This is a genomic window from Pseudochrobactrum sp. Wa41.01b-1 (genome assembly GCF_019464455.1).
In the GTDB taxonomy this organism is placed as follows: domain Bacteria; phylum Pseudomonadota; class Alphaproteobacteria; order Rhizobiales; family Rhizobiaceae; genus Pseudochrobactrum; species Pseudochrobactrum saccharolyticum.
Window position 1 is genome coordinate 968,782 of record NZ_CP080493.1, and the last position, 17,175, is coordinate 985,956.

Sequence of the window (17,175 nt, forward strand, 5' to 3'; positions counted from 1 at the left end):
ACATCACCGAGAAAAACAGAAGGATTTTATCCCGCGGGCCGGTCTCCTTTGCAGAAAACAGGCGGGCGATGACAGCTGCAGCACCGGCAGTCTTATCACGCAGAAATTGTACAGGACGGGAAACATGCACAACCGGTGGAACAGAGGTCTGATATGTCAAAGACCTGTTTTGTCTGCCAGCGGCGTGCAGGAAAATTGTGTTTCGGATTGTTACCAGTTCGGAGCGGCAACAATCCGGAATAGACGAATCGTCAGAAGTATCTTCCGGCATCGGAGTTTTTAAAGACCCATTTTAGGCGCAATTTGCGCGGTTAAACATTTCATATTCAGCGTAAAGCTTATTAAAAATCAGACCATTGCACGATGAAAGGCTGTCTGTCGGACTGATAATTTGCATTTATAATGAATACAAATGCAAATCTAATCAAGTTCGTCCGGTGATTATTTTGCCAAACCTCTGGTAATACGGCAACAATTTTACGTGTCTGTGTATATCAGACACTGCCCCGACATTTATGACAGGAACTATTATTCAGCCGGTGTTGCAGAGATTTTATTCTTCGCGGCACCGCGCCTGCGCTCATGTTTAGGGCGTGCACGCATAAAGCGGACACCAACAATACTGACAACTGTCGCCAGCACTGTAAGAGCAACAGCCATCCATACCCAGTCAGTACCATCGAGACGTGCAAAGATGCCCGCCCCTTTACCGGCCAGCCAGCCCGGCAGGATCATGACCGGCGCCCAAACCAGCGCGGAGGTAATATTAGCGGTCTGAAAACGCTTCTGATCCATGGACATCATGCCCGCAACCAGCGGCACGGTACAACGCACAGGGCCGAAGAAACGGCCAAAAAATACGGCAGCAAAACCATATTTGCGGAACAGCAGGCGCGCCTGCGCAATATGGGAACGATATTTGTTCAGCGGCCACTGGTGAATAACCCGACGTCCGAGCCACCAGCCGAGCAAATAGGAAATAACATCGCCGATAACGGCACCGATAACAGCGCCGATCATGACGGGAATAGGATCGATAATACCGGCTCCGACCAGACCGCCGATCGCCAACATGATTGGTGTTGCCGGAATCAGCATACCGATCACAGCCAGAGACTCACCAAATGCTATCAACCCGACAATCGGTCCGGCCCAAGCCTGATTGGCCGAAATAAACTGCCCGAGATCGCCGATAAAACCGTCCATTGAACCCTCAGATCATGCAAAGCATGAAAATTTCCGCGCTGCTTCGCCATCATTCCTGTAAATGATTAATACTGCCCGGAAGGCGGATTAACCAGAACCATAGCAGACGCTATGCCAGTTTTTTTGCGCCTAATTATGGCACAAAGACAAAACTCTGATGACAAAACCAGTCAGCAGCAACAATATTCAGCAGTCTGTATAGCTGTTAGATTATTAAAAATCCGATATGCAGGCTGAAACTTAATTCAGCGTGATATACCTATATGTCTGCAATGCAAACTATATGTGCAATGATTTATCACGTATCAAGGCTATTTAGCCGCCTGTTTTGCGGTTTATGAACCGAAACATCCCAGTCGGGCGTAAAAGCACAATCCGGATCAGTAACTTGCCTGCCTCACATCACAAGACATGAAAATTGCACATTTTTTTCAAAAAAATAATTTCATGACTAGACAGGCCTTCGGCTCCACTTTATAGAACCGCTCACTTACTGAATGATTATTCAGAAAAGTGGGTGCGTAGCTCAGTCGGTAGAGCAGCTGACTCTTAATCAGCGGGTCACAGGTTCGATCCCTGTCGCACCCACCAAGCTTTTCAATAGCTTAGTTGTTTTCCTAAAAATGAAGCAGTGCATTTTAAATCTGGGTACAGATTTTTGCACAGACTCATCCCCACTGGCATTCAATTAAATGCAATAAAACAACATTCCTCGTAATATTAAACTCCGGCAAAAGAACGTCAGCTCGGGACGTGAAGTGTAATATGCGTGACGCATAGCACCGCCCTATAACTTTTCTCTTTAATCTTTCTCTTGTTGAAATTTGTGCGCATTGGCTTTGAGCCATTCATGGCTCAAGCGTATGCGCTTACGATTAATCGCCAACAGTCCCCAAACGATCAGCGCAGTACATGGAATAGCCATGAGAAAACCAAGCGTGATCGAATTGAATAGAAACCACCCTGCTAAAACAATGGCAGCAAAGATCAGGGAGGCGCCCCACTCCATAAACTGGTCTAAACGAGTATTGTGAATGAGGGCACTGTATTCCGCCAATTTGGCTTCATACTCAGCGATCTCGCCAACTGTGGGTGGTTGCTCTCCAGACATCATGATCCTTAGAATGCCTCCTCGTCGAGGGAACGAAGAGGCTCGGGCATCAAGGATTATATGCGGCTCGCTCAAATACGCGAGACATGCCCCTCATATAAGTGGTCAGCTCATGTCAGTTATTGCGCAACAGGCAGCCCGTTAGAATAGGCCTCCATTTCATTCGCAAAAATCCAGCCCTGCGGACAGCCGGCATAATCCTTTTTACTATCAGTCTGACAGCCGGCCATCGTCTTTTGATAGCTCTCCGGAATCAGCTCGGGCTTCTTGCACAATTCCACGCCTTTGCATTCCGGCCCATGATCCAAAGGCAGTGCTATGACGAAATATTCCATGTCTGTCGAATTCACCTGTGCAGCCGCTTGAATGCATACCAATTGCTCAGGCGCCAGCATTCCCTCTGTTTTGCCTTCAGTACCAGTAGTCGCAACGCTTTTTCTCAAAGAAACCGGCTTATCGTTTATCCGGCCGAAATAAGGCGCATTGATACAACTTCCGTAAATGCGTACATTGTAATAATCGCCGCTTTCGACATTACCGGCCAAACAATTATCCCTTTTATTGGCATCGCAGGTGATACCTGCGGAAGCCTGTAATTCAGCGTGCTCTCCGGCGGTCAAATCAGCGGAGTTTGCAGACATAGCCAAAGTCTGAGAAGACGACAAAGAGACCACGCTCAGAACAATCGCAATTCCACACAAATATTTTTTAAAGCTATTCATTACTGCTGTGCCCTCACCGGCCAGTTTCAAACCCAAAGCTGCTAAAGATGCAACAACACTAGCAACACAGTCTGTTTATGGAAACTGTCCTATGGCAATTTTATTCCGTAAATATAGTACCGTTCCGGTTATGCAGCGGACCGCTTACTGCGATACATCGCGGGTTATCTTATTTTTACTCAGGCAGAGAACAGCCATGACATTCCTGCGCTTAACAGGATTTACTCTGATAAAGAGGTTGGATAATCGGAGCAGACGTTGATTACACAACAACAAATAATATCCTTGACTGCATCATTAATACTTATCCTGCTCTGTATTTAGCCCACACCCTCCATCAAAAGGCTAATATTGTACTCCGTTTAGCTAGCTTACTTAAGCGTCGCTGCCTTGTTAACTGTCATAGGTATCAAGCTAAACGGAGAGAAAAATGATAAGGTTTGTTACAGCGACTTTCATTATTGTTTTTGCAAGTACAGCAATAGCAGCCGACAAGGCCAGCGTGGAAGAAGGTGCGCGTATCGCTGTGACCGGCGGATGCCATGACTGCCACACAGAAGGCTTCGCTGAAAGTGGTGGTAAAGTCGATCCCAAGAAAGCGCTGTTAGGAAATCAAATCGGGTTTCAAGGGCCTTGGGGGACGACTTATCCGGCTAATTTGCGTATTACCCTCTCCAAAATGAGCGAAGATGAGTTCGTAAAATACGGACATACAATGAAAGCCCGTCCACCTATGCCGTGGTACGGAGTAAATGCCATGACTGACCATGAGTTGCGGTCATTATATCAATATGTGAAGTCACTTGGAGAAATTGGGCGTCCTGCCCCAGAATATGTGGAACCAAACCAGACATCAAAAAGGCCGTTTATCGTCTTCGCTCCACCCAATATGCCCGCTCATTAATTTGTAACTCCCGTATCACAACCAATACCACAGTTCGTCTATTTCCTTTGCCTCCACTAATCTATGGAGCACGGGTTCGCACTGCCGTATTCCCAAACCTTTCAATAGCTTAGTTACTTCTCACAAGAACACAGTAACGTAGTTACATATAAAAGCCATGAGCATTTATATATGATTTTAGCGGTAGACCCGCATGTTACAAAGCTCTGCCAAAAACATCTGCCGTTGTTATTCACTCCCGCCCTGTGGCTCCAGAGATTGCCCTTATTGCAGCAGCAATTTCCGCAGAAATGCTTTTATCGAGCGGCAAGAACGGGCGCGGAAGTACAGCGTCAGACAAAGACAGCTGATTAAGTATTTCATAAACAACACGCAGACTGCCATGTCGTTGAAACAAAGACCAAACCGGCTGCAAAATCCCGTTAAGTTTATGTGCCAGCTCTATATCTTTTCTTTCAGATGCCCGTGTTAGACTTACACAGAGCTCAGGAAAAACGCCTCCCAAAACGCTATACCAAACATCCGCTCCTTTGAGTAAAGCTTCGGAGCATTTCCAGTCACCGCTATAGCCGCATGAGAACTCCGCTGGAACTGAAGCGCGCTGCTTCAATATATGCTGCTCCAAATTACTATCTGCAGGCAAAGCATTTTTGATGCCGACAATCCCCGACACTCTGGAAAGGCGGGCTATTAACGCATCAGAGAAGTTAAAGTGCGTAGTTCCCGGATTGTCGTAGATACAGATCGGCAACTGACTATATTTAGCAACACTAGCGTAGTGCTCAAAGACCTCGTCCTGCGTTAAAGCTGTGTATGAAACAGGCGCTAAAAGCCCTATGGAGGCCCCCAAAGACTTCGCTTCCTGTGCAAATTTAACGGCATCATCAGTCCGCAGAGCACTTACGCCGACAATTAGCGGCACCCTGCCTTTAATTTGCTGATGCGCTGCTTCTATTGCCTTTTTCCGCTCTGAATAATTCAGATACATATATGTACCTGTGCTGCCGAGAAGCCCGATTGAAGCGACTCCGGCGACAATTATTCTTTCGATTAGCGAACATAGGTTTTCTATGCAGACTTCGCCATATTCATTGGCAGGCGTGATCGGAAACGCAGAGAGTCCGGTTAATACTGACATAAAATTTCTCGCACTTACCGGCTAAACCGTAGTTTTTTGTATGAGTATTTCACTGTTCGGTGCCATTTTCTTGATACCATTCACAAGCATATCCCCTGCTTCATCAAGAGCAGATGCAGGCATTGCTTTTAAACTTTCCAATATAAACCACATACGGCCTCCGGCATGGTCAAGCCGCGTCCGGCTACCTTGACGCCAGTTCCAGCGCCTGCATGTAACACCCAGATCATCGCGCCAAATCACCTCTCCCGGCATAGGGTTTTCAAAGACGTCCTCTCCGTTATTCTTAGTGTCAAAAATCTCGGTTCCTTCAGCAAGCATCAATTGAGGACGCCCGACATAGGCATCATAATTTTCCCCGCCTACCGGCAGCGCATAGCGCAGGCTAATCGCATTATAGAGATCAACAACAGGATTGATTGCAGGAATGCGTCCCTCTTTCAAAACGCGCTTTCTAAGCGCCTGAGCTGAACATGGGGTGCGATTAGGCTTCGCACCAAATTTCAGATAGATGTCTGCCCAACCAGCGAGGTGATCCTCTGCCCATGATGGTCCGCCTGCCAGCACATAAGCACACGCATCATCCAAAATAACAGGATCAGCCTCATTCATGACACCCGCTTTGGTATCGACATAGATACTCAGCGCACGAAAATCCGGCGCTATTGCCATTACTTTCTCAGAAATAAACGGGGCTTCAGGCATTCAGTTAAACTCCGGTAATTTACTCACGAACCAATAAGAAGGCGGGCAGCAATTCCCCACATTACAAATGCAATAATTGCCTCAAGAATTCTCCACGCTGACGGCTTTGCGAATAAAGGTCTCAACCACTTTGCCCCGTAACCAAGTGAAAAGAAAAATAAAAATGAAGCTAAGATTGCACCTGCAGCAAACATAAATTCAAAACCTGAAAACTGGGTCGAGATAGAGCCGAGCAGCATCACCGTATCAAGATAAACATGCGGATTGAGCCATGTGAGCGCGAAACAGGTCAGCACAGCTGCTTTTAAACTTTGCTTTTCAGCAGAATTACCGGATGCAAGGGTTTCAGATGATCGCAATGCCGAGCGCATATTAGCCGCTCCATAGAATATAAGAAATGCGGCTCCGCCATAGCGCATGACCGGATCGAGCCAGGGCGCCATGCCGATAATCGTGCCAAAGCCTGCCACCCCCAATGCGATCAGAATTGCATCGGACAAAGCGCAGGTTAAGGAAACGGCAAAAACATGCTCATTGCGCAAGCCTTGCCGCAGCAGGAAAGCATTTTGCGAACCAATGGCAACGATCAGGCTCAGCCCCATCGTCATGCCTGTAATGAATACTGATAAGCTCATATCTGAATTTTAAACTCGGCTGGAATTGCAAACCGTGTTATCAGAAGCGTGAGTTTAGTAAAATTAAACAATCTAATTCAAAGTAAGGGAAACTAATGCATGATTGACTATCCTGCCGCTCTTGCTGTCAAGATGGTTGTACAAACCGGCAGTTTCGAACAGGCTGCCAAAGCTCTGCATGTAACACCCTCTGCAATCTCTCAGCGTGTGAAAATTATAGAAGAACGCCTCGGTGTTTCATTGATCGAGAGAGGAAGCCCGTGCGTGGCAACAGAGAAAGGTGAATGGCTCTGCCGTCATCTGGAACATGTCAGCATGCTTGAAAGCGAGCTGGCCAAGCATTTGCCAAATCTGGCTGAGATGCGCAGCCCAGCGATGCAACGAATTACCATCAACATAGCTGTAAATGCAGACAGTATAGGCACATGGTTCCTAAAGGCTATGGCTCCTTTTGTGCAGGATACAGGCTATTTACTGAGCATTGCGATTGATGATGAGGACTATACGGCTGAATGGCTTGAGCGCGGCCGGGTGCTTGCGGCAGTTACATCGCTTTCAAAGCCAATAAAGGGCTGTCGTGTTTCGCAGCTGGGAGCATTGCGCTATCAGGCAACGGCCACCCCCGCTTTTTTTGAGAAGCATTTTACCAATGGTATTGCAGAAGGAATTGCTAAAGCACCGGCACTCTCATTCAATCAGAAAGACCGACTGCAACAGGAATGGATTAACCGGACAATGGGGCGTACTATTAATATGCCCACGCATCGGATTCCTTCAACACAAGGTTTTATCGATGCCTGTTTAGCCGGAATGGGCTGGGGTATGAATCCGGTTCATATCGTGCATGAACACATCAAATCTGGTCGTCTGGTTGAACTGGTTCCCGACAGTGCTTTGGAAATTCCTCTGTTCTGGCAGGTCAACCATCTGGCAGCGAATGAACTGACCAATCTCACCCAACAGGTTACGCAGGTTGCAAAGCAATTTTTGATCCAGCCGACGAAACCGTTATATGAAATATAAATTCACCTATATATAGCGCTGTCTGCATCAAGTTTTTCAATAGTTTAGTCAAAACAGGCTCGGTAACTTGCAACCGGCTTAAGATATTAAGCCGTAAATTTGCTTTCAAAACATGCCCGTCTTGAGTACAACTCCGGTATATCTTCTAACAACAAAGCGTGCCCTCACGTCGGGCAGCGCTTCCTGTATCGGTTATGACTATTCTTATTAATCAACCGCATCCATCCATCGACAAAGCGTCAATCCAGATTTTGGTTGCCAGATTTTACGGCCGAGCCCGTGAAGATGCATTAATTGGCCCGATCTTCGCCGATGCAGTGTATGACTGGGATCATCACATCGCGCAGATTTCGGAATTCTGGTCGGCGGTCATTCTCAAAACCGGTGGTTATGAAGGTCGCCCGATGCCGCCTCATCTGAAACTCGATTTAAAAAGCGAGCATTTTGACCGCTGGCTCAGCTTGTTTGAGCAAACTGCACGGGAAATTTTCCCTGAGGAAGCAGCCATTATCTTTATTGATCGGGCGCGCCGCATTGCCGATAGTTTTGAAATGGCGATTGCCGCCCATGCCGGAAAAATAATCGCACCGCGCCATTCCCGCCGGATTGTTTAACTATTCGCCAAAGCAGACACTCTACACAATTCTAACTGACTTCGGATATTGAAACCGCACAATTATTTCTTTGCTTGAAGACATAGATTACCACTGGCCGGAAACTCAGAAAACATTTTAACATCAGCATCATAGCGATAGGCTATGATATTTGTCATACAGTTATCCTCATACCGTACGCAGGTTTGCATCGATACACAGAGACGGTCACCGGCACCCCAGACTTTAGCGGGCGGCCGGTCATAAATCCCCTCATAAATAGTCTGCGACTGCGCCTCACCGTCAGTCCAGTTCAGCATAATTTCCGAACGGAAGTGGTCATAACCAATATTGCTATAGCCGATTTTGTATTCAACAGTAGCAGGACTGGACATAAATGCAGTGCCTGAAGCTATATTTTCCCAGTCTGCAACACCTTCGGCATGGGCAGAAACCGGCGTAAAGATAGCAAGAGCGCAAAGCAGGCAGGTAGCCCCTTCTATGCTCACTCTCTCAGATAAAAAATGAGCGACACCTTCTGCGAAGAACCGGCTGAAAATCATTTTATCCCAACTATCCTCTTCATGCATATCCCGATACCTAGAGCGGTTTACGACCAGATTGGATCATTCGCTCGCTCTGGATTCTTTATTGGGTCGCATTATCACAGGCGTCAAGTTGATCCAACTTGACTGTGAAATGCTCTAGCACGGCATGCCTTCGCTTACCGATCTTAACTGATTAGCTGCCTGTAGAACAAAACTTTCACAGCGAACAAAACTACAGAAAATTATAGCTGGGCAACACGCCCTCTGACTTGCCATTCTTCACGGACAGGAGATTGATATGGCAGGGTTCTGGATATGTATTTTTGTGATACTCGCCATAAACGGGGCAATCGCACTTTATTATGCTGGTGGCAGACGCGACAACTAATTGGCCAGCCTGACCGTTGCAGTTCCTCATGCTATCGCCTCTTGCTTTAATCCGGAAGCCGCGTTTTATTCTCCTCGGGCTTTAATATTTAAATCAGAGGACAGAATGCGGCAGATTTATTTTCTATTGATGATTATAGGCGCAGCATTCCCTTTATATTTTTTCTGCCTGTTCCTGATCGAAAACGGGTTCAACTCAGTTTTATTTTTTGAGCATTTATTTGCGAACAATATCTCACGCTTCTTCGCAGCAGATGTCGCTATATCCGCATTGGTACTGATTATCTTTATCATCCATCAGAGCCGTAAACTTAAAATGCCTTCCGGCTATTATGCACTGATCGGCTTAGCTGCGGGCGTATCCTTCGCGCTGCCATTATTCTTATATCTGCGGGAAGGCCACATTGAGAAAATGAGCATCCGCGCGGCACTGTAAGAGCTTCTGCCACAATCGCTTCTTTGGAACATTCTGCAGATCACCACGTTTTCCTCTTCATCACCACAAAAATGCGAGGAAGCGAATGGAAGCGTTTCAGGCAGCAATCACAACCACGTTCAGCGCCGATAATTTCAATGTCTGGCCGCATGTTATCGCCCTTGCTGCGGCCTATATATTGGCTTTGCCCATAGGCTGGCACCGGGAAAGGGAAGAAAGAAGTGCAGGCCTTCGAACTTTCCCCTTAGTTGCCGTAGCCAGCTGCGGCTTTGTTCAGGCAGCTGAAAGCATCACTGCAGACAATCCGGAAGCGCTTGCCCGTATTATAGAAGGTGTCATCACCGGCATGGGGTTTATCGGCGGCGGTGCAATTTTACGCCTCAGCACTTCAGTCAAAGGGACTGCAACAGCCGCGAGTCTTTGGGCCACCGGCGCAGTCGGCATCGCATGTGCGATGGGCACATTTGATGTCGCAATCATCATTGTGGTTTTCGCACTATTAACCCTGTGGATGTTCTCCAACGGAAAGTCTCTGACAGATGATCCCGACACCTCCGCACCTGAAACAGCGATCAACAAAAAAGGCAGCCAATAAATAGCTGCCTTCCCATCTCGTAAGATCACGGGCATTCCTGATCCCGGACAAAACGGGCTTTAACAAAACCGTGCAATGTACCGTCTTCATAGGAATAGCTGACCGGACACCAGCGCTGCCCCCACGGAATTGTCTTCGGTGTGCATTCCCCCTTCAGAGCCAGCACACCATAATTATTGGCAGGAATTGAAATCACAATTCTGCTTTTTGCAGAGGGTCTCGCACGAACATTCAGCGCATCACCGGCATCAACATTCACAACGCGAAGACAACCCGGCCCTGTTGTTGCATGTGCCGAAACCGGAAAGACTGCCAGTGCCAAAGCGATAATTATAGATTTTGAAAACATACCGGACTTCCTGTCGTAAATTACAGTTGCACAATAACATTCAAAACTGTACCGGGCATGAACATAGTCTCCGTAATACCAAATTATTTGATTTGTTTACTTTTTCGACACATGAAAGTTATACGCCCCTTTATCAATATTCATAAATATGACTGAGGTAAAATGTTAGGGCGTATTCTGAACGGTGTTGAACGCACATATCTGATCCGTGCCTGGTTAATTGGTGCTTGTTTCTTCGCCTTAATGGTCACGGTAGCTTTGCAGGCAAAAAACGGCGTACAGTTCGCCCCGCTTTTCTATTTTGCAATCTGCACACTTATGTTCCCGTTTTCAAAACTCGTATGGGATGAGTTGAAAAATCTCGTCATGGGACAGAATATATTCCTGATGAATGCGCTGATCCTGATGATGCTGAAAGTATTCATCAATGCGCTGCTATGGGCTTTCGCACCATTTATCGCCATCATTGGTATCGGATATATTTGGTATCGCACCAAATCTAATGATTGAGAGCACTCAAAATCATCAGCAAAAAAGGCAGCCTGAAGGCTGCCTTTTCGTTTCATAATCACTTTAAACGACCATCAGCCTTTAGACATATCCAGAGGCGGCTCAACACCTTCGCTCAACGGACTGATATAAGGTGTGCGGGCGGTCTGCGCCGCCAATGCAGCCTTGGCATCTGCCATCAGCACCGGATCGCTCAGCACAGCAAGGCCGGTTGCAGCCATCGCTTTTGCCACATGCACCATAGCTTTGTGTGCTGCCGGAGATTTGCCCTGCGCCACCACCTGCCATGTATGGAAAGGTGTGCCGATTGCCACTGTCGGTGCATGAACCTGCACAGTCGGCACTACCCAGCTGACATCGCCAATATCGGTCGAGCCGATCTGCGGCTTATGCGGCTGATCAAGCGGCACTAAGAACTCTGCCAGTGGCGCATCTGTCTCCGGCATACCAATCACATTATAGACGGAAGAGATTTCTTCCGGTGAGAGGGTGGCACGGATTTTGCGGGCATAATCACGATCCTGATCATCAAACTCCGGTGCGCCCAGCTCCTGCATGGTGCGATACAATGCCTGTTCCAGCGGCTTGTTGTTCAGCGTATTGGAAACCGCGCTGACGATCTTCATCTCCATACGGGTTTCGGTCATCATCGCCGCGCCCTGCGCAATCTTGTTCACGCGGTTCACCAGTGAGAGCATGGTCTGCAAATCCATTGCACGGATAGAATAGCGCACCCGTGCATGGGCTTGCACCACATTCGGCGCAATGCCGCCGGTATCCAGCAAGGCATAATGAATACGCGCATCAGACGGCATATGTTCACGCATATAATTGACACCGACATTCATCAGCTCAACCGCATCAAGCGCACTGCGACCAAGATGTGGGGCGGCAGCGGCATGAGAAGCACGACCGGTAAAGATGAAGTCCGCACGGGTATTGGCCAGCGACAAAGCCGGAGCCACTTCCCAGAAACTGTAAGGATGCCAGGAGATTGCAACATCGGCATCGTCAAAAGCACCGGCACGCACCATGAAAGCCTTGGCCGCACCGCCCTCTTCCGCAGGGCAGCCATAATAGCGCACACGCCCCGGAATTTTATGTTCAGCAAGATAATTTTTGAGAGCAACAGCGGCAAGCAATGCACCCGCACCCAGCAGATTATGACCGCAGCCATGGCCATGACCGCCCGCTTCGATCGGCTTATGTTCAGCGGCACCGGCCTCCTGACTGAGACCCGGCAGCGCATCATATTCGCCCATAAAAGCAATAACCGGCCCGCCTTCGCCGGCCTCGCCGATCACAGAGGTCGGAATACCGGCAATGCCCTCGGTCACACGGAAACCGTGATGCAGCAGCTCGGCCTTATGTTCAGCCATAGAGCGCTCTTCGGTATAACAAACCTCCGGCATTCCCCAAACGCGGTCGCTCATTTCGATGAGGCGCTGCTTTTCATCCTCAACCTTCTGCCACAAGTCCTGACGGTCATTCATGCTCATTGGATCATTCCTGCATAAAATTAGAGATTGGTTGCTTCTTCAAAGACCAGTTCGGATGCGGGCGGGATACGCCCCTCAAACCAGTAAGCCGCAGCCGCACGAGACATGGCAGCGCCGTCATGGCCGACACCGGCCACATCAATCAGCTTCCAGTTGAACGGCATACCCAAACTTTGTGCTTGTTTCTTCGCAAAATCATAGACGAAATATGCCCGTTTATAGCGGGAAGGCCCCTGCGCAAATGCTTCCGGCTGATCCGGCAAATTGGGATCAGCCTCATCAATATCCTGATCACCGGCGAAAATATGCATCGGATAGGCAAACCAACGGGCAAGCTGCGTCTCGTCGAGACCAATACCGCCCATGCCCTCCGGAAATTTACGTGTCAGATCAGGCAGTGTGTACCAGCCCGGATTGGCCGCAACAACATCCGAGAAAATACTGTGATCCTGCGTGGCTAACAAACGGTGCGAGAACTGACCGCCAGCCGAATGGCCGTATAAACGTGCTTGTTTTTGCGTGGTTACCCCACCGGCCTGAAGGGCTGCAAGAACACGCGCAGGCACACCATAAAGCCAATCCTGCTTTTCACGCACAAACCCTGCACTCTCATCAAGGATCAGCCCGTTATTATAGCTTTCCGCCATCGGGAACTGCGCATCGGGAAATGTCGGCGCAACAATCAGCAAACGGTGTTTTTCAGCTGCCGGAATCCAGAAATCACGATATTCATCGCCATTGCGCAGCATACCGTGCTGAACGATGATTACCGGATCTTCAGGGCAATAGCTTTCAGGGCGGTAGAAGTTTACTTCCAGCGGTCTGTCCGGATGATACTGGTCAACAAACGGCAGCGTACTGCGTCCGGTTTCTGGACGAAGAATGGTGGTAGTCATTATGTCTCCGGATTATGCAAATGACAGGCAGCGCTCTGGTCGGCTGTCACATCTTTTAGTTCGGGGCGGCGCTCGCGGCATACCGGCATGGCATGGGCGCAGCGCGGATGAAACGGGCAGCCGGAAGGCGGTGCCAGCGGTGACGGCAGATCACCGGTCAGTGGCTGAAAATCGCGTTTGCGACGGCTGATCGACGGGCTGGCATTAATCAGTGCCGCGCTATAGGGATGCGCAGGCTTGTTGAAAATTGCGGATGCGGAACCAATCTCAACAATGCGGCCGAGATACATAATCGCAATCCGGTCACTGATATGCCGGACAACGCCGAGATCATGGCTGACAAACAGATAGGTCAGCCCGTAGCGGGCACGCAAATCCATAAACAGATTGATCACCTGCGCCTGAATAGACACATCAAGCGCAGATACCGGCTCATCGCAAACCAGAAAATCAGGTTTCACTGACAAAGCGCGGGCAATGCCGATACGCTGACGCTGGCCACCGGAAAACTGATGCGGATAGCGGTCACGATAGGCGAGATCAAGCCCCACCTCTTCAAGCGCTTTGTTCACCGCACCGGCAATCTCGGCTTTCGGCATCAGGCGATGCACCTTCAGCGCCTCGCCGACAATCTGATTGACCTTCATGCGCGGATCAAGCGAGGCATAAGGATCCTGAAAAATCATCTGTACTTTCAAAAAAAAGTCGAGCTTTTCACGACCTTTGAGCTTTTCAACGGCGCGACCGTCATAAAGCACATTACCTTCTGTCGGCTGATAAATCCCCGTTGCCATGCGGGACAGCGTAGACTTTCCGCAGCCGGATTCCCCGACAAGTCCCAACACTTCGCCGCGTTTGATACTGAGATCAACACCATCTACCGCACGCAAAACCCGCGCCTGTGCAGCCTGCCCTGTCAGACGCAGAATGCGGTCAGCCATTGTGGATTTGGAGTAAAAATGCTTCTTCACCCCGCGCATTTCAAAAAATGCATCACTCATGGTCTTGCCTCCTGAGCAAATGCCTCACGGACAGGCAGTGATACCGGATTGTGACAACGGAAAACCCGCCCGTCGATAACCTGCTGCTCGGGATTGACTTCTGCACAAACCGGTTTGACGCGCTCGCAGCGGGTGCGGAACGGACAGCCGCTTGGCCGGTCATCAATGCGCGGTGCATTGCCGTCGATCTGGTGCAGGCGTTCCCCCGGTTTTACCATGCCGGAAGACGAGTTCAGCAGACCTTGCGTATAAGGATGCAGCGGTCTGTCCAGCACATCATCGACTGCACCGGTTTCAACAATCTGTCCCGCATACATCACCGCCACACGGTCAGCGAGTTCTGCAACCACGGCAAGATCATGAGTAATCCACAGCACGGCAGTACCGGTTTCCCGTGCCAGCTTCTGCACTTCATAGAGGATCTGGCTTTGAATGGTCACATCCAGAGCCGTGGTCGGTTCATCGGCGATAATCAGATCGGGATTGTTGAGCAGTGCAGTGGCAATCGCCACACGCTGGCGCATACCGCCGGAGAACTCATGCGGATATTGTTTGAGCCGCACTTCCGGCGAGGAAATGCCAACACGCCCCAGCGCATCCGCCGCCTCTTTCATCGCCTGCGCTTTGCCACAGGAACGATGCTCCAGAATGGCCTCACACATTTGTTCACCAATGGTCAGCACCGGATTGAGCGTGGAAAGCGGATCCTGAAAAATCATCGCAATGCGGTCGCCGCGTAAATTACGCAACCGTTCATCGGATGCTTCACGCAAATTTTCGCCATTGAACAGGATTTCGCCTTCAACAATTTCCCCCGGCGGATCAATCAATTGCACCAGTGAGAAACCGGTAACAGATTTACCGGAACCGGACTCGCCGACAAGGCACAGCACTTCGCCGCGCGCAATGCTCAGATCAATCCCATCAACTGCCGACCATGCGCCACCCAGCAAATGAAATACGGTTCTTAAGCCCTTTACTTCAAGCAAAGCTGTCATCACACGCCCCTCACATTAAAGCTGCGACGCAGGCGGTCACCGACAAAATTGAGCGAGATAATCAGCAGAACCAGTGCAATCCCCGGAAACACGGCAATCCAGTATTCGCCCGACAACAGATAATCAAATCCATTGGCAATCAGCAGACCAAGCGACGGCTGCGTAACCGGCACACCAACACCGAGAAACGACAATGTCGCTTCAAGCGTAATCGCGCTGGCAATGCTGATTGTGGAAATCACCAGCACCGAACCGATAGAGTTCGGCAGCAAATGCCGGAGCATAATATAATGGGTCGGCAGGCCGAAATTGACGGCCGCTTCGATATATTCCTTACGGCGCTCAACCAGAGCAGAGGCACGCATCAGGCGGGCATATTGCGCCCATTGCACCAGAATAATCGCGAGGATCACTTTATCAACGCCGCGCCCGACAGAGGCCAGCAGCACCAGTGCCACCAACATTGACGGAAAGCCGAGCATAAAATCAACCACACGCATGATGATCGCATCGGCAACGCCGCCAAGTTGTGCTGCCAGAAGGCCTGCGCTCACACCAATGGTCATCGCGCCCAAAGTGGAGAGCAGACCGACCAGCAGACTGGTACGCAAACCATAGAGAATAGCGCTGACCATATCGCGGCCCTGTGCGTCCGTGCCCAGCCAATAGACCGAACCGGTCATACTGGCGGAACCCGGTGCAAGGCGGTTATCCATCACGCTGAGGGAAGCGAGATCATAAGGGTCTTGCGGGGCGATAAAGGGTGCCAGCACCGCCAGCAGAACCAGCAGCCCAAGCAGGATACCCGCACCGCGTGTTGTCGGCTTGTTGCGGATGCTGCGCATCACTTTCTGGCGCAGCGGTGTATTGGCATAATCCGGAATAATCGGCTTATTCATACCATATCTCCGGACAGTTTGACCCGTGGGTCGAGAACCGCATAGAGCACATCAACCATGAAATTCACGGCGACGAACAGCAGCGTGGCCAGCAGCACATAGGCAACCACCACCGGCCGGTCGAGCTGGTAGATACTATCGATCAGCAGTTTGCCCATGCCGGGCCATGAGAACACGGTTTCGGTAATGGTGGAGAAAGCAACGAGACTGCCGAATTCAATGCCGACAACAGTCACAACCGGTATCAGAATATTGCGCAGCACATGGCGGTTGACGATGCGCTTGCGGCGTACACCTTTAGCGCGGGCGAATTTCACATAATCCTGCGTCATCGCTTCGGTAGTACCCGCGGCTACAAGGCGGATCATCAGCGCCATATTCGGAATAGCAAGATTAAGCGCAGGCAGGATCAGATGGCGCAGACCATTGGTGGTGAACAGACTGGTCTGAATGCCCAGCACCGAGACTGTTTCGCCCCGCCCTGCGGTCGGCAGCCAGCCAAGTGCCACGCTGAACAGCAACACCAGCATCATACCTTTCCAGAAACTCGGCAGCGAAAAACCGATGACCGTACCGGCCATAATGAAACGCGACGGACGGCTGTCCGGATTGAGACCAGCCAGAAGACCCAGCGGAATACCGACAACGGCCGCAACCGTCATCGACAGCAGCACCAGTTCAAATGTGGCTGGTAGGCGGGCAAGAATAAGCGAGACCACCGGCACACCGTGAACGAAAGATGTGCCGAGGTCGCCTTTCAGGGCATTGCCCAAAAATGTGAAATATTGCTGCCATACCGGCAGATCGAGCCCCAGCCGTTTGATCAGAGCCAGCCGTTCGGCAGCACTCACCTGTGGGGGGACAAGAAGTTCAATCGGATCACCAATGCCATATACGGCAAAGAAAACAGCGACCGACACGGCAAGCAGCACCAAGGCGCTCTGGATAAGTCGCTGCAAAATATAAGCTGTCATGACATGCTTCTCGGACTATCATTCTGTCAGGATGACCGAAGCATGG

The 17,175-nt window shown here is 49.9% G+C and carries 20 protein-coding genes and 1 tRNA gene; 7 read left to right on the forward strand and 14 right to left on the reverse strand.

The window, feature by feature from the left end; genetic code table 11:
* Positions 1-528: 528 nt before the first annotated feature.
* The gene (locus tag K1X45_RS04605) at positions 529-1,206 is read right to left on the reverse strand and encodes a DedA family protein (protein WP_022709872.1); all 678 of its coding nucleotides are present in this window, start codon (positions 1,204-1,206) and stop codon (positions 529-531) included.
* Between the two features lie 515 nt (positions 1,207-1,721).
* On the opposite strand from K1X45_RS04605, the gene K1X45_RS04610 reads away from it, so the two are divergent.
* Positions 1,722-1,797: transfer RNA gene (locus tag K1X45_RS04610), tRNA-Lys, on the forward strand.
* Between the two features lie 211 nt (positions 1,798-2,008).
* Here K1X45_RS04610 and K1X45_RS04615 read toward each other — a convergent pair.
* Complete coding sequence (locus K1X45_RS04615) at positions 2,009-2,320, reverse strand: hypothetical protein (RefSeq protein WP_220159947.1); 312 nt, start codon at positions 2,318-2,320, stop codon at positions 2,009-2,011.
* 116 nt (positions 2,321-2,436) lie between these two features.
* Positions 2,437-3,069: a hypothetical protein gene (locus tag K1X45_RS04620; RefSeq protein WP_255560605.1), complete on the reverse strand. Its 633-nt coding sequence runs from the start codon at positions 3,067-3,069 to the stop codon at positions 2,437-2,439.
* 400 nt (positions 3,070-3,469) lie between these two features.
* Between K1X45_RS04620 and K1X45_RS04625 the strand changes: the two genes are divergently transcribed.
* Positions 3,470-3,943, forward strand: coding sequence for a c-type cytochrome (locus tag K1X45_RS04625; RefSeq protein ID WP_220159948.1), 474 nt, complete (start codon positions 3,470-3,472; stop codon positions 3,941-3,943).
* Between the two features lie 232 nt (positions 3,944-4,175).
* On the opposite strand, the gene K1X45_RS04630 is transcribed toward K1X45_RS04625, so the two are convergent.
* Genes K1X45_RS04630 through K1X45_RS04640 form a run of 3 tightly spaced genes read right to left on the reverse strand, consistent with a single transcriptional unit; the run spans position 4,176 to position 6,421 of the window.
* The gene (locus K1X45_RS04630) at positions 4,176-5,081 is read right to left on the reverse strand and encodes a dihydrodipicolinate synthase family protein (RefSeq protein ID WP_220159949.1); all 906 of its coding nucleotides are present in this window, start codon (positions 5,079-5,081) and stop codon (positions 4,176-4,178) included.
* 21 nt (positions 5,082-5,102) lie between these two features.
* Complete coding sequence (locus K1X45_RS04635; RefSeq protein ID WP_220159950.1) at positions 5,103-5,786, reverse strand: B3/4 domain-containing protein; 684 nt, start codon at positions 5,784-5,786, stop codon at positions 5,103-5,105.
* A 23-nt stretch (positions 5,787-5,809) separates the two neighbouring features.
* Positions 5,810-6,421, reverse strand: coding sequence for a LysE/ArgO family amino acid transporter (locus tag K1X45_RS04640; protein ID WP_220159951.1), 612 nt, complete (start codon positions 6,419-6,421; stop codon positions 5,810-5,812).
* A 99-nt stretch (positions 6,422-6,520) separates the two neighbouring features.
* On the opposite strand from K1X45_RS04640, the gene K1X45_RS04645 reads away from it, so the two are divergent.
* The gene (locus tag K1X45_RS04645) at positions 6,521-7,444 is read left to right on the forward strand and encodes a LysR family transcriptional regulator ArgP (RefSeq protein WP_220159952.1); all 924 of its coding nucleotides are present in this window, start codon (positions 6,521-6,523) and stop codon (positions 7,442-7,444) included.
* A gap of 194 nt (positions 7,445-7,638) precedes the next feature.
* The gene (locus K1X45_RS04650; protein WP_220159953.1) at positions 7,639-8,058 is read left to right on the forward strand and encodes a group III truncated hemoglobin; all 420 of its coding nucleotides are present in this window, start codon (positions 7,639-7,641) and stop codon (positions 8,056-8,058) included.
* A 62-nt stretch (positions 8,059-8,120) separates the two neighbouring features.
* Here the strand turns inward: K1X45_RS04650 and K1X45_RS04655 are convergent, their stop codons facing one another.
* Positions 8,121-8,627: a hypothetical protein gene (locus K1X45_RS04655; protein ID WP_220159954.1), complete on the reverse strand. Its 507-nt coding sequence runs from the start codon at positions 8,625-8,627 to the stop codon at positions 8,121-8,123.
* 346 nt (positions 8,628-8,973) lie between these two features.
* On the opposite strand from K1X45_RS04655, the gene K1X45_RS04660 reads away from it, so the two are divergent.
* Positions 8,974-9,408 (forward strand): DUF2834 domain-containing protein, encoded by a 435-nt coding sequence (locus K1X45_RS04660; protein WP_220159955.1) that lies wholly within the window; start codon positions 8,974-8,976, stop codon positions 9,406-9,408.
* An 85-nt stretch (positions 9,409-9,493) separates the two neighbouring features.
* Positions 9,494-10,003 (forward strand): MgtC/SapB family protein, encoded by a 510-nt coding sequence (locus K1X45_RS04665; protein ID WP_022709123.1) that lies wholly within the window; start codon positions 9,494-9,496, stop codon positions 10,001-10,003.
* 25 nt (positions 10,004-10,028) lie between these two features.
* Here K1X45_RS04665 and K1X45_RS04670 read toward each other — a convergent pair whose 3' ends face one another.
* Positions 10,029-10,352, reverse strand: coding sequence for a hypothetical protein (locus K1X45_RS04670; protein ID WP_220159956.1), 324 nt, complete (start codon positions 10,350-10,352; stop codon positions 10,029-10,031).
* A gap of 162 nt (positions 10,353-10,514) precedes the next feature.
* Between K1X45_RS04670 and K1X45_RS04675 the strand changes: the two genes are divergently transcribed.
* A complete protein-coding gene (locus K1X45_RS04675; protein ID WP_220159957.1) occupies positions 10,515-10,862 on the forward strand; it encodes a hypothetical protein in 348 nt (115 codons plus the stop codon).
* Between the two features lie 74 nt (positions 10,863-10,936).
* On the opposite strand, the gene K1X45_RS04680 is transcribed toward K1X45_RS04675, so the two are convergent.
* The 6 genes from K1X45_RS04680 to K1X45_RS04705 are packed head-to-tail and all read right to left on the reverse strand — an operon-like array spanning position 10,937 to position 17,129.
* Complete coding sequence (locus K1X45_RS04680; RefSeq protein WP_220160383.1) at positions 10,937-12,355, reverse strand: M20 family metallopeptidase; 1,419 nt, start codon at positions 12,353-12,355, stop codon at positions 10,937-10,939.
* Between the two features lie 26 nt (positions 12,356-12,381).
* On the reverse strand, positions 12,382-13,257 hold the full coding sequence (locus K1X45_RS04685; RefSeq protein WP_220159958.1) for an alpha/beta hydrolase: 876 nt from the start codon (positions 13,255-13,257) through the stop codon (positions 12,382-12,384).
* On the reverse strand, positions 13,257-14,258 hold the full coding sequence (locus tag K1X45_RS04690; protein ID WP_220159959.1) for an ABC transporter ATP-binding protein: 1,002 nt from the start codon (positions 14,256-14,258) through the stop codon (positions 13,257-13,259). The genes K1X45_RS04685 and K1X45_RS04690 overlap by 1 nt, the downstream gene beginning before the upstream one ends.
* Positions 14,255-15,256 carry an ABC transporter ATP-binding protein gene (locus tag K1X45_RS04695; protein WP_220159960.1) on the reverse strand — a complete coding sequence of 334 codons (1,002 nt, stop codon included), beginning with the start codon at positions 15,254-15,256 and terminating at the stop codon, positions 14,255-14,257. Before K1X45_RS04695 ends, K1X45_RS04690 begins: the two co-directional genes overlap by 4 nt.
* A complete protein-coding gene (locus K1X45_RS04700; protein WP_220159961.1) occupies positions 15,256-16,155 on the reverse strand; it encodes an ABC transporter permease in 900 nt (299 codons plus the stop codon). Before K1X45_RS04700 ends, K1X45_RS04695 begins: the two co-directional genes overlap by 1 nt.
* Entirely contained in the window at positions 16,152-17,129 is a 978-nt protein-coding gene (locus tag K1X45_RS04705) for an ABC transporter permease (protein WP_075656205.1), read from the reverse strand. The genes K1X45_RS04700 and K1X45_RS04705 overlap by 4 nt, the downstream gene beginning before the upstream one ends.
* Positions 17,130-17,175: the final 46 nt, after the last annotated feature.

Excerpts from the sequence above, each read along its gene's own strand:
- K1X45_RS04635 (WP_220159950.1), bottom strand. The coding sequence starts at position 5,786 with ATGCCTGAAGCCCCGTTTATTTCTGAGAAAGTAATGGCAATAGCGCCG.
- K1X45_RS04695 (WP_220159960.1), bottom strand. The coding sequence starts at position 15,256 with ATGACAGCTTTGCTTGAAGTAAAGGGCTTAAGAACCGTATTTCATTTG.
- K1X45_RS04705 (WP_075656205.1), bottom strand. The coding sequence starts at position 17,129 with ATGACAGCTTATATTTTGCAGCGACTTATCCAGAGCGCCTTGGTGCTG.
- K1X45_RS04655 (WP_220159954.1), bottom strand. The coding sequence starts at position 8,627 with ATGCATGAAGAGGATAGTTGGGATAAAATGATTTTCAGCCGGTTCTTC.
- K1X45_RS04690 (WP_220159959.1), bottom strand. The coding sequence starts at position 14,258 with ATGAGTGATGCATTTTTTGAAATGCGCGGGGTGAAGAAGCATTTTTAC.
- K1X45_RS04700 (WP_220159961.1), bottom strand. The coding sequence starts at position 16,155 with ATGAATAAGCCGATTATTCCGGATTATGCCAATACACCGCTGCGCCAG.
- K1X45_RS04650 (WP_220159953.1), top strand. The coding sequence starts at position 7,639 with ATGACTATTCTTATTAATCAACCGCATCCATCCATCGACAAAGCGTCA.
- K1X45_RS04685 (WP_220159958.1), bottom strand. The coding sequence starts at position 13,257 with ATGACTACCACCATTCTTCGTCCAGAAACCGGACGCAGTACGCTGCCG.
- K1X45_RS04675 (WP_220159957.1), top strand. The coding sequence starts at position 10,515 with ATGTTAGGGCGTATTCTGAACGGTGTTGAACGCACATATCTGATCCGT.
- K1X45_RS04630 (WP_220159949.1), bottom strand. The coding sequence starts at position 5,081 with ATGTCAGTATTAACCGGACTCTCTGCGTTTCCGATCACGCCTGCCAAT.
- K1X45_RS04680 (WP_220160383.1), bottom strand. The coding sequence starts at position 12,355 with ATGAATGACCGTCAGGACTTGTGGCAGAAGGTTGAGGATGAAAAGCAG.
- K1X45_RS04605 (WP_022709872.1), bottom strand. The coding sequence starts at position 1,206 with ATGGACGGTTTTATCGGCGATCTCGGGCAGTTTATTTCGGCCAATCAG.
- K1X45_RS04665 (WP_022709123.1), top strand. The coding sequence starts at position 9,494 with ATGGAAGCGTTTCAGGCAGCAATCACAACCACGTTCAGCGCCGATAAT.
- K1X45_RS04615 (WP_220159947.1), bottom strand. The coding sequence starts at position 2,320 with ATGATGTCTGGAGAGCAACCACCCACAGTTGGCGAGATCGCTGAGTAT.
- K1X45_RS04645 (WP_220159952.1), top strand. The coding sequence starts at position 6,521 with ATGATTGACTATCCTGCCGCTCTTGCTGTCAAGATGGTTGTACAAACC.
- K1X45_RS04625 (WP_220159948.1), top strand. The coding sequence starts at position 3,470 with ATGATAAGGTTTGTTACAGCGACTTTCATTATTGTTTTTGCAAGTACA.
- K1X45_RS04670 (WP_220159956.1), bottom strand. The coding sequence starts at position 10,352 with ATGTTTTCAAAATCTATAATTATCGCTTTGGCACTGGCAGTCTTTCCG.
- K1X45_RS04640 (WP_220159951.1), bottom strand. The coding sequence starts at position 6,421 with ATGAGCTTATCAGTATTCATTACAGGCATGACGATGGGGCTGAGCCTG.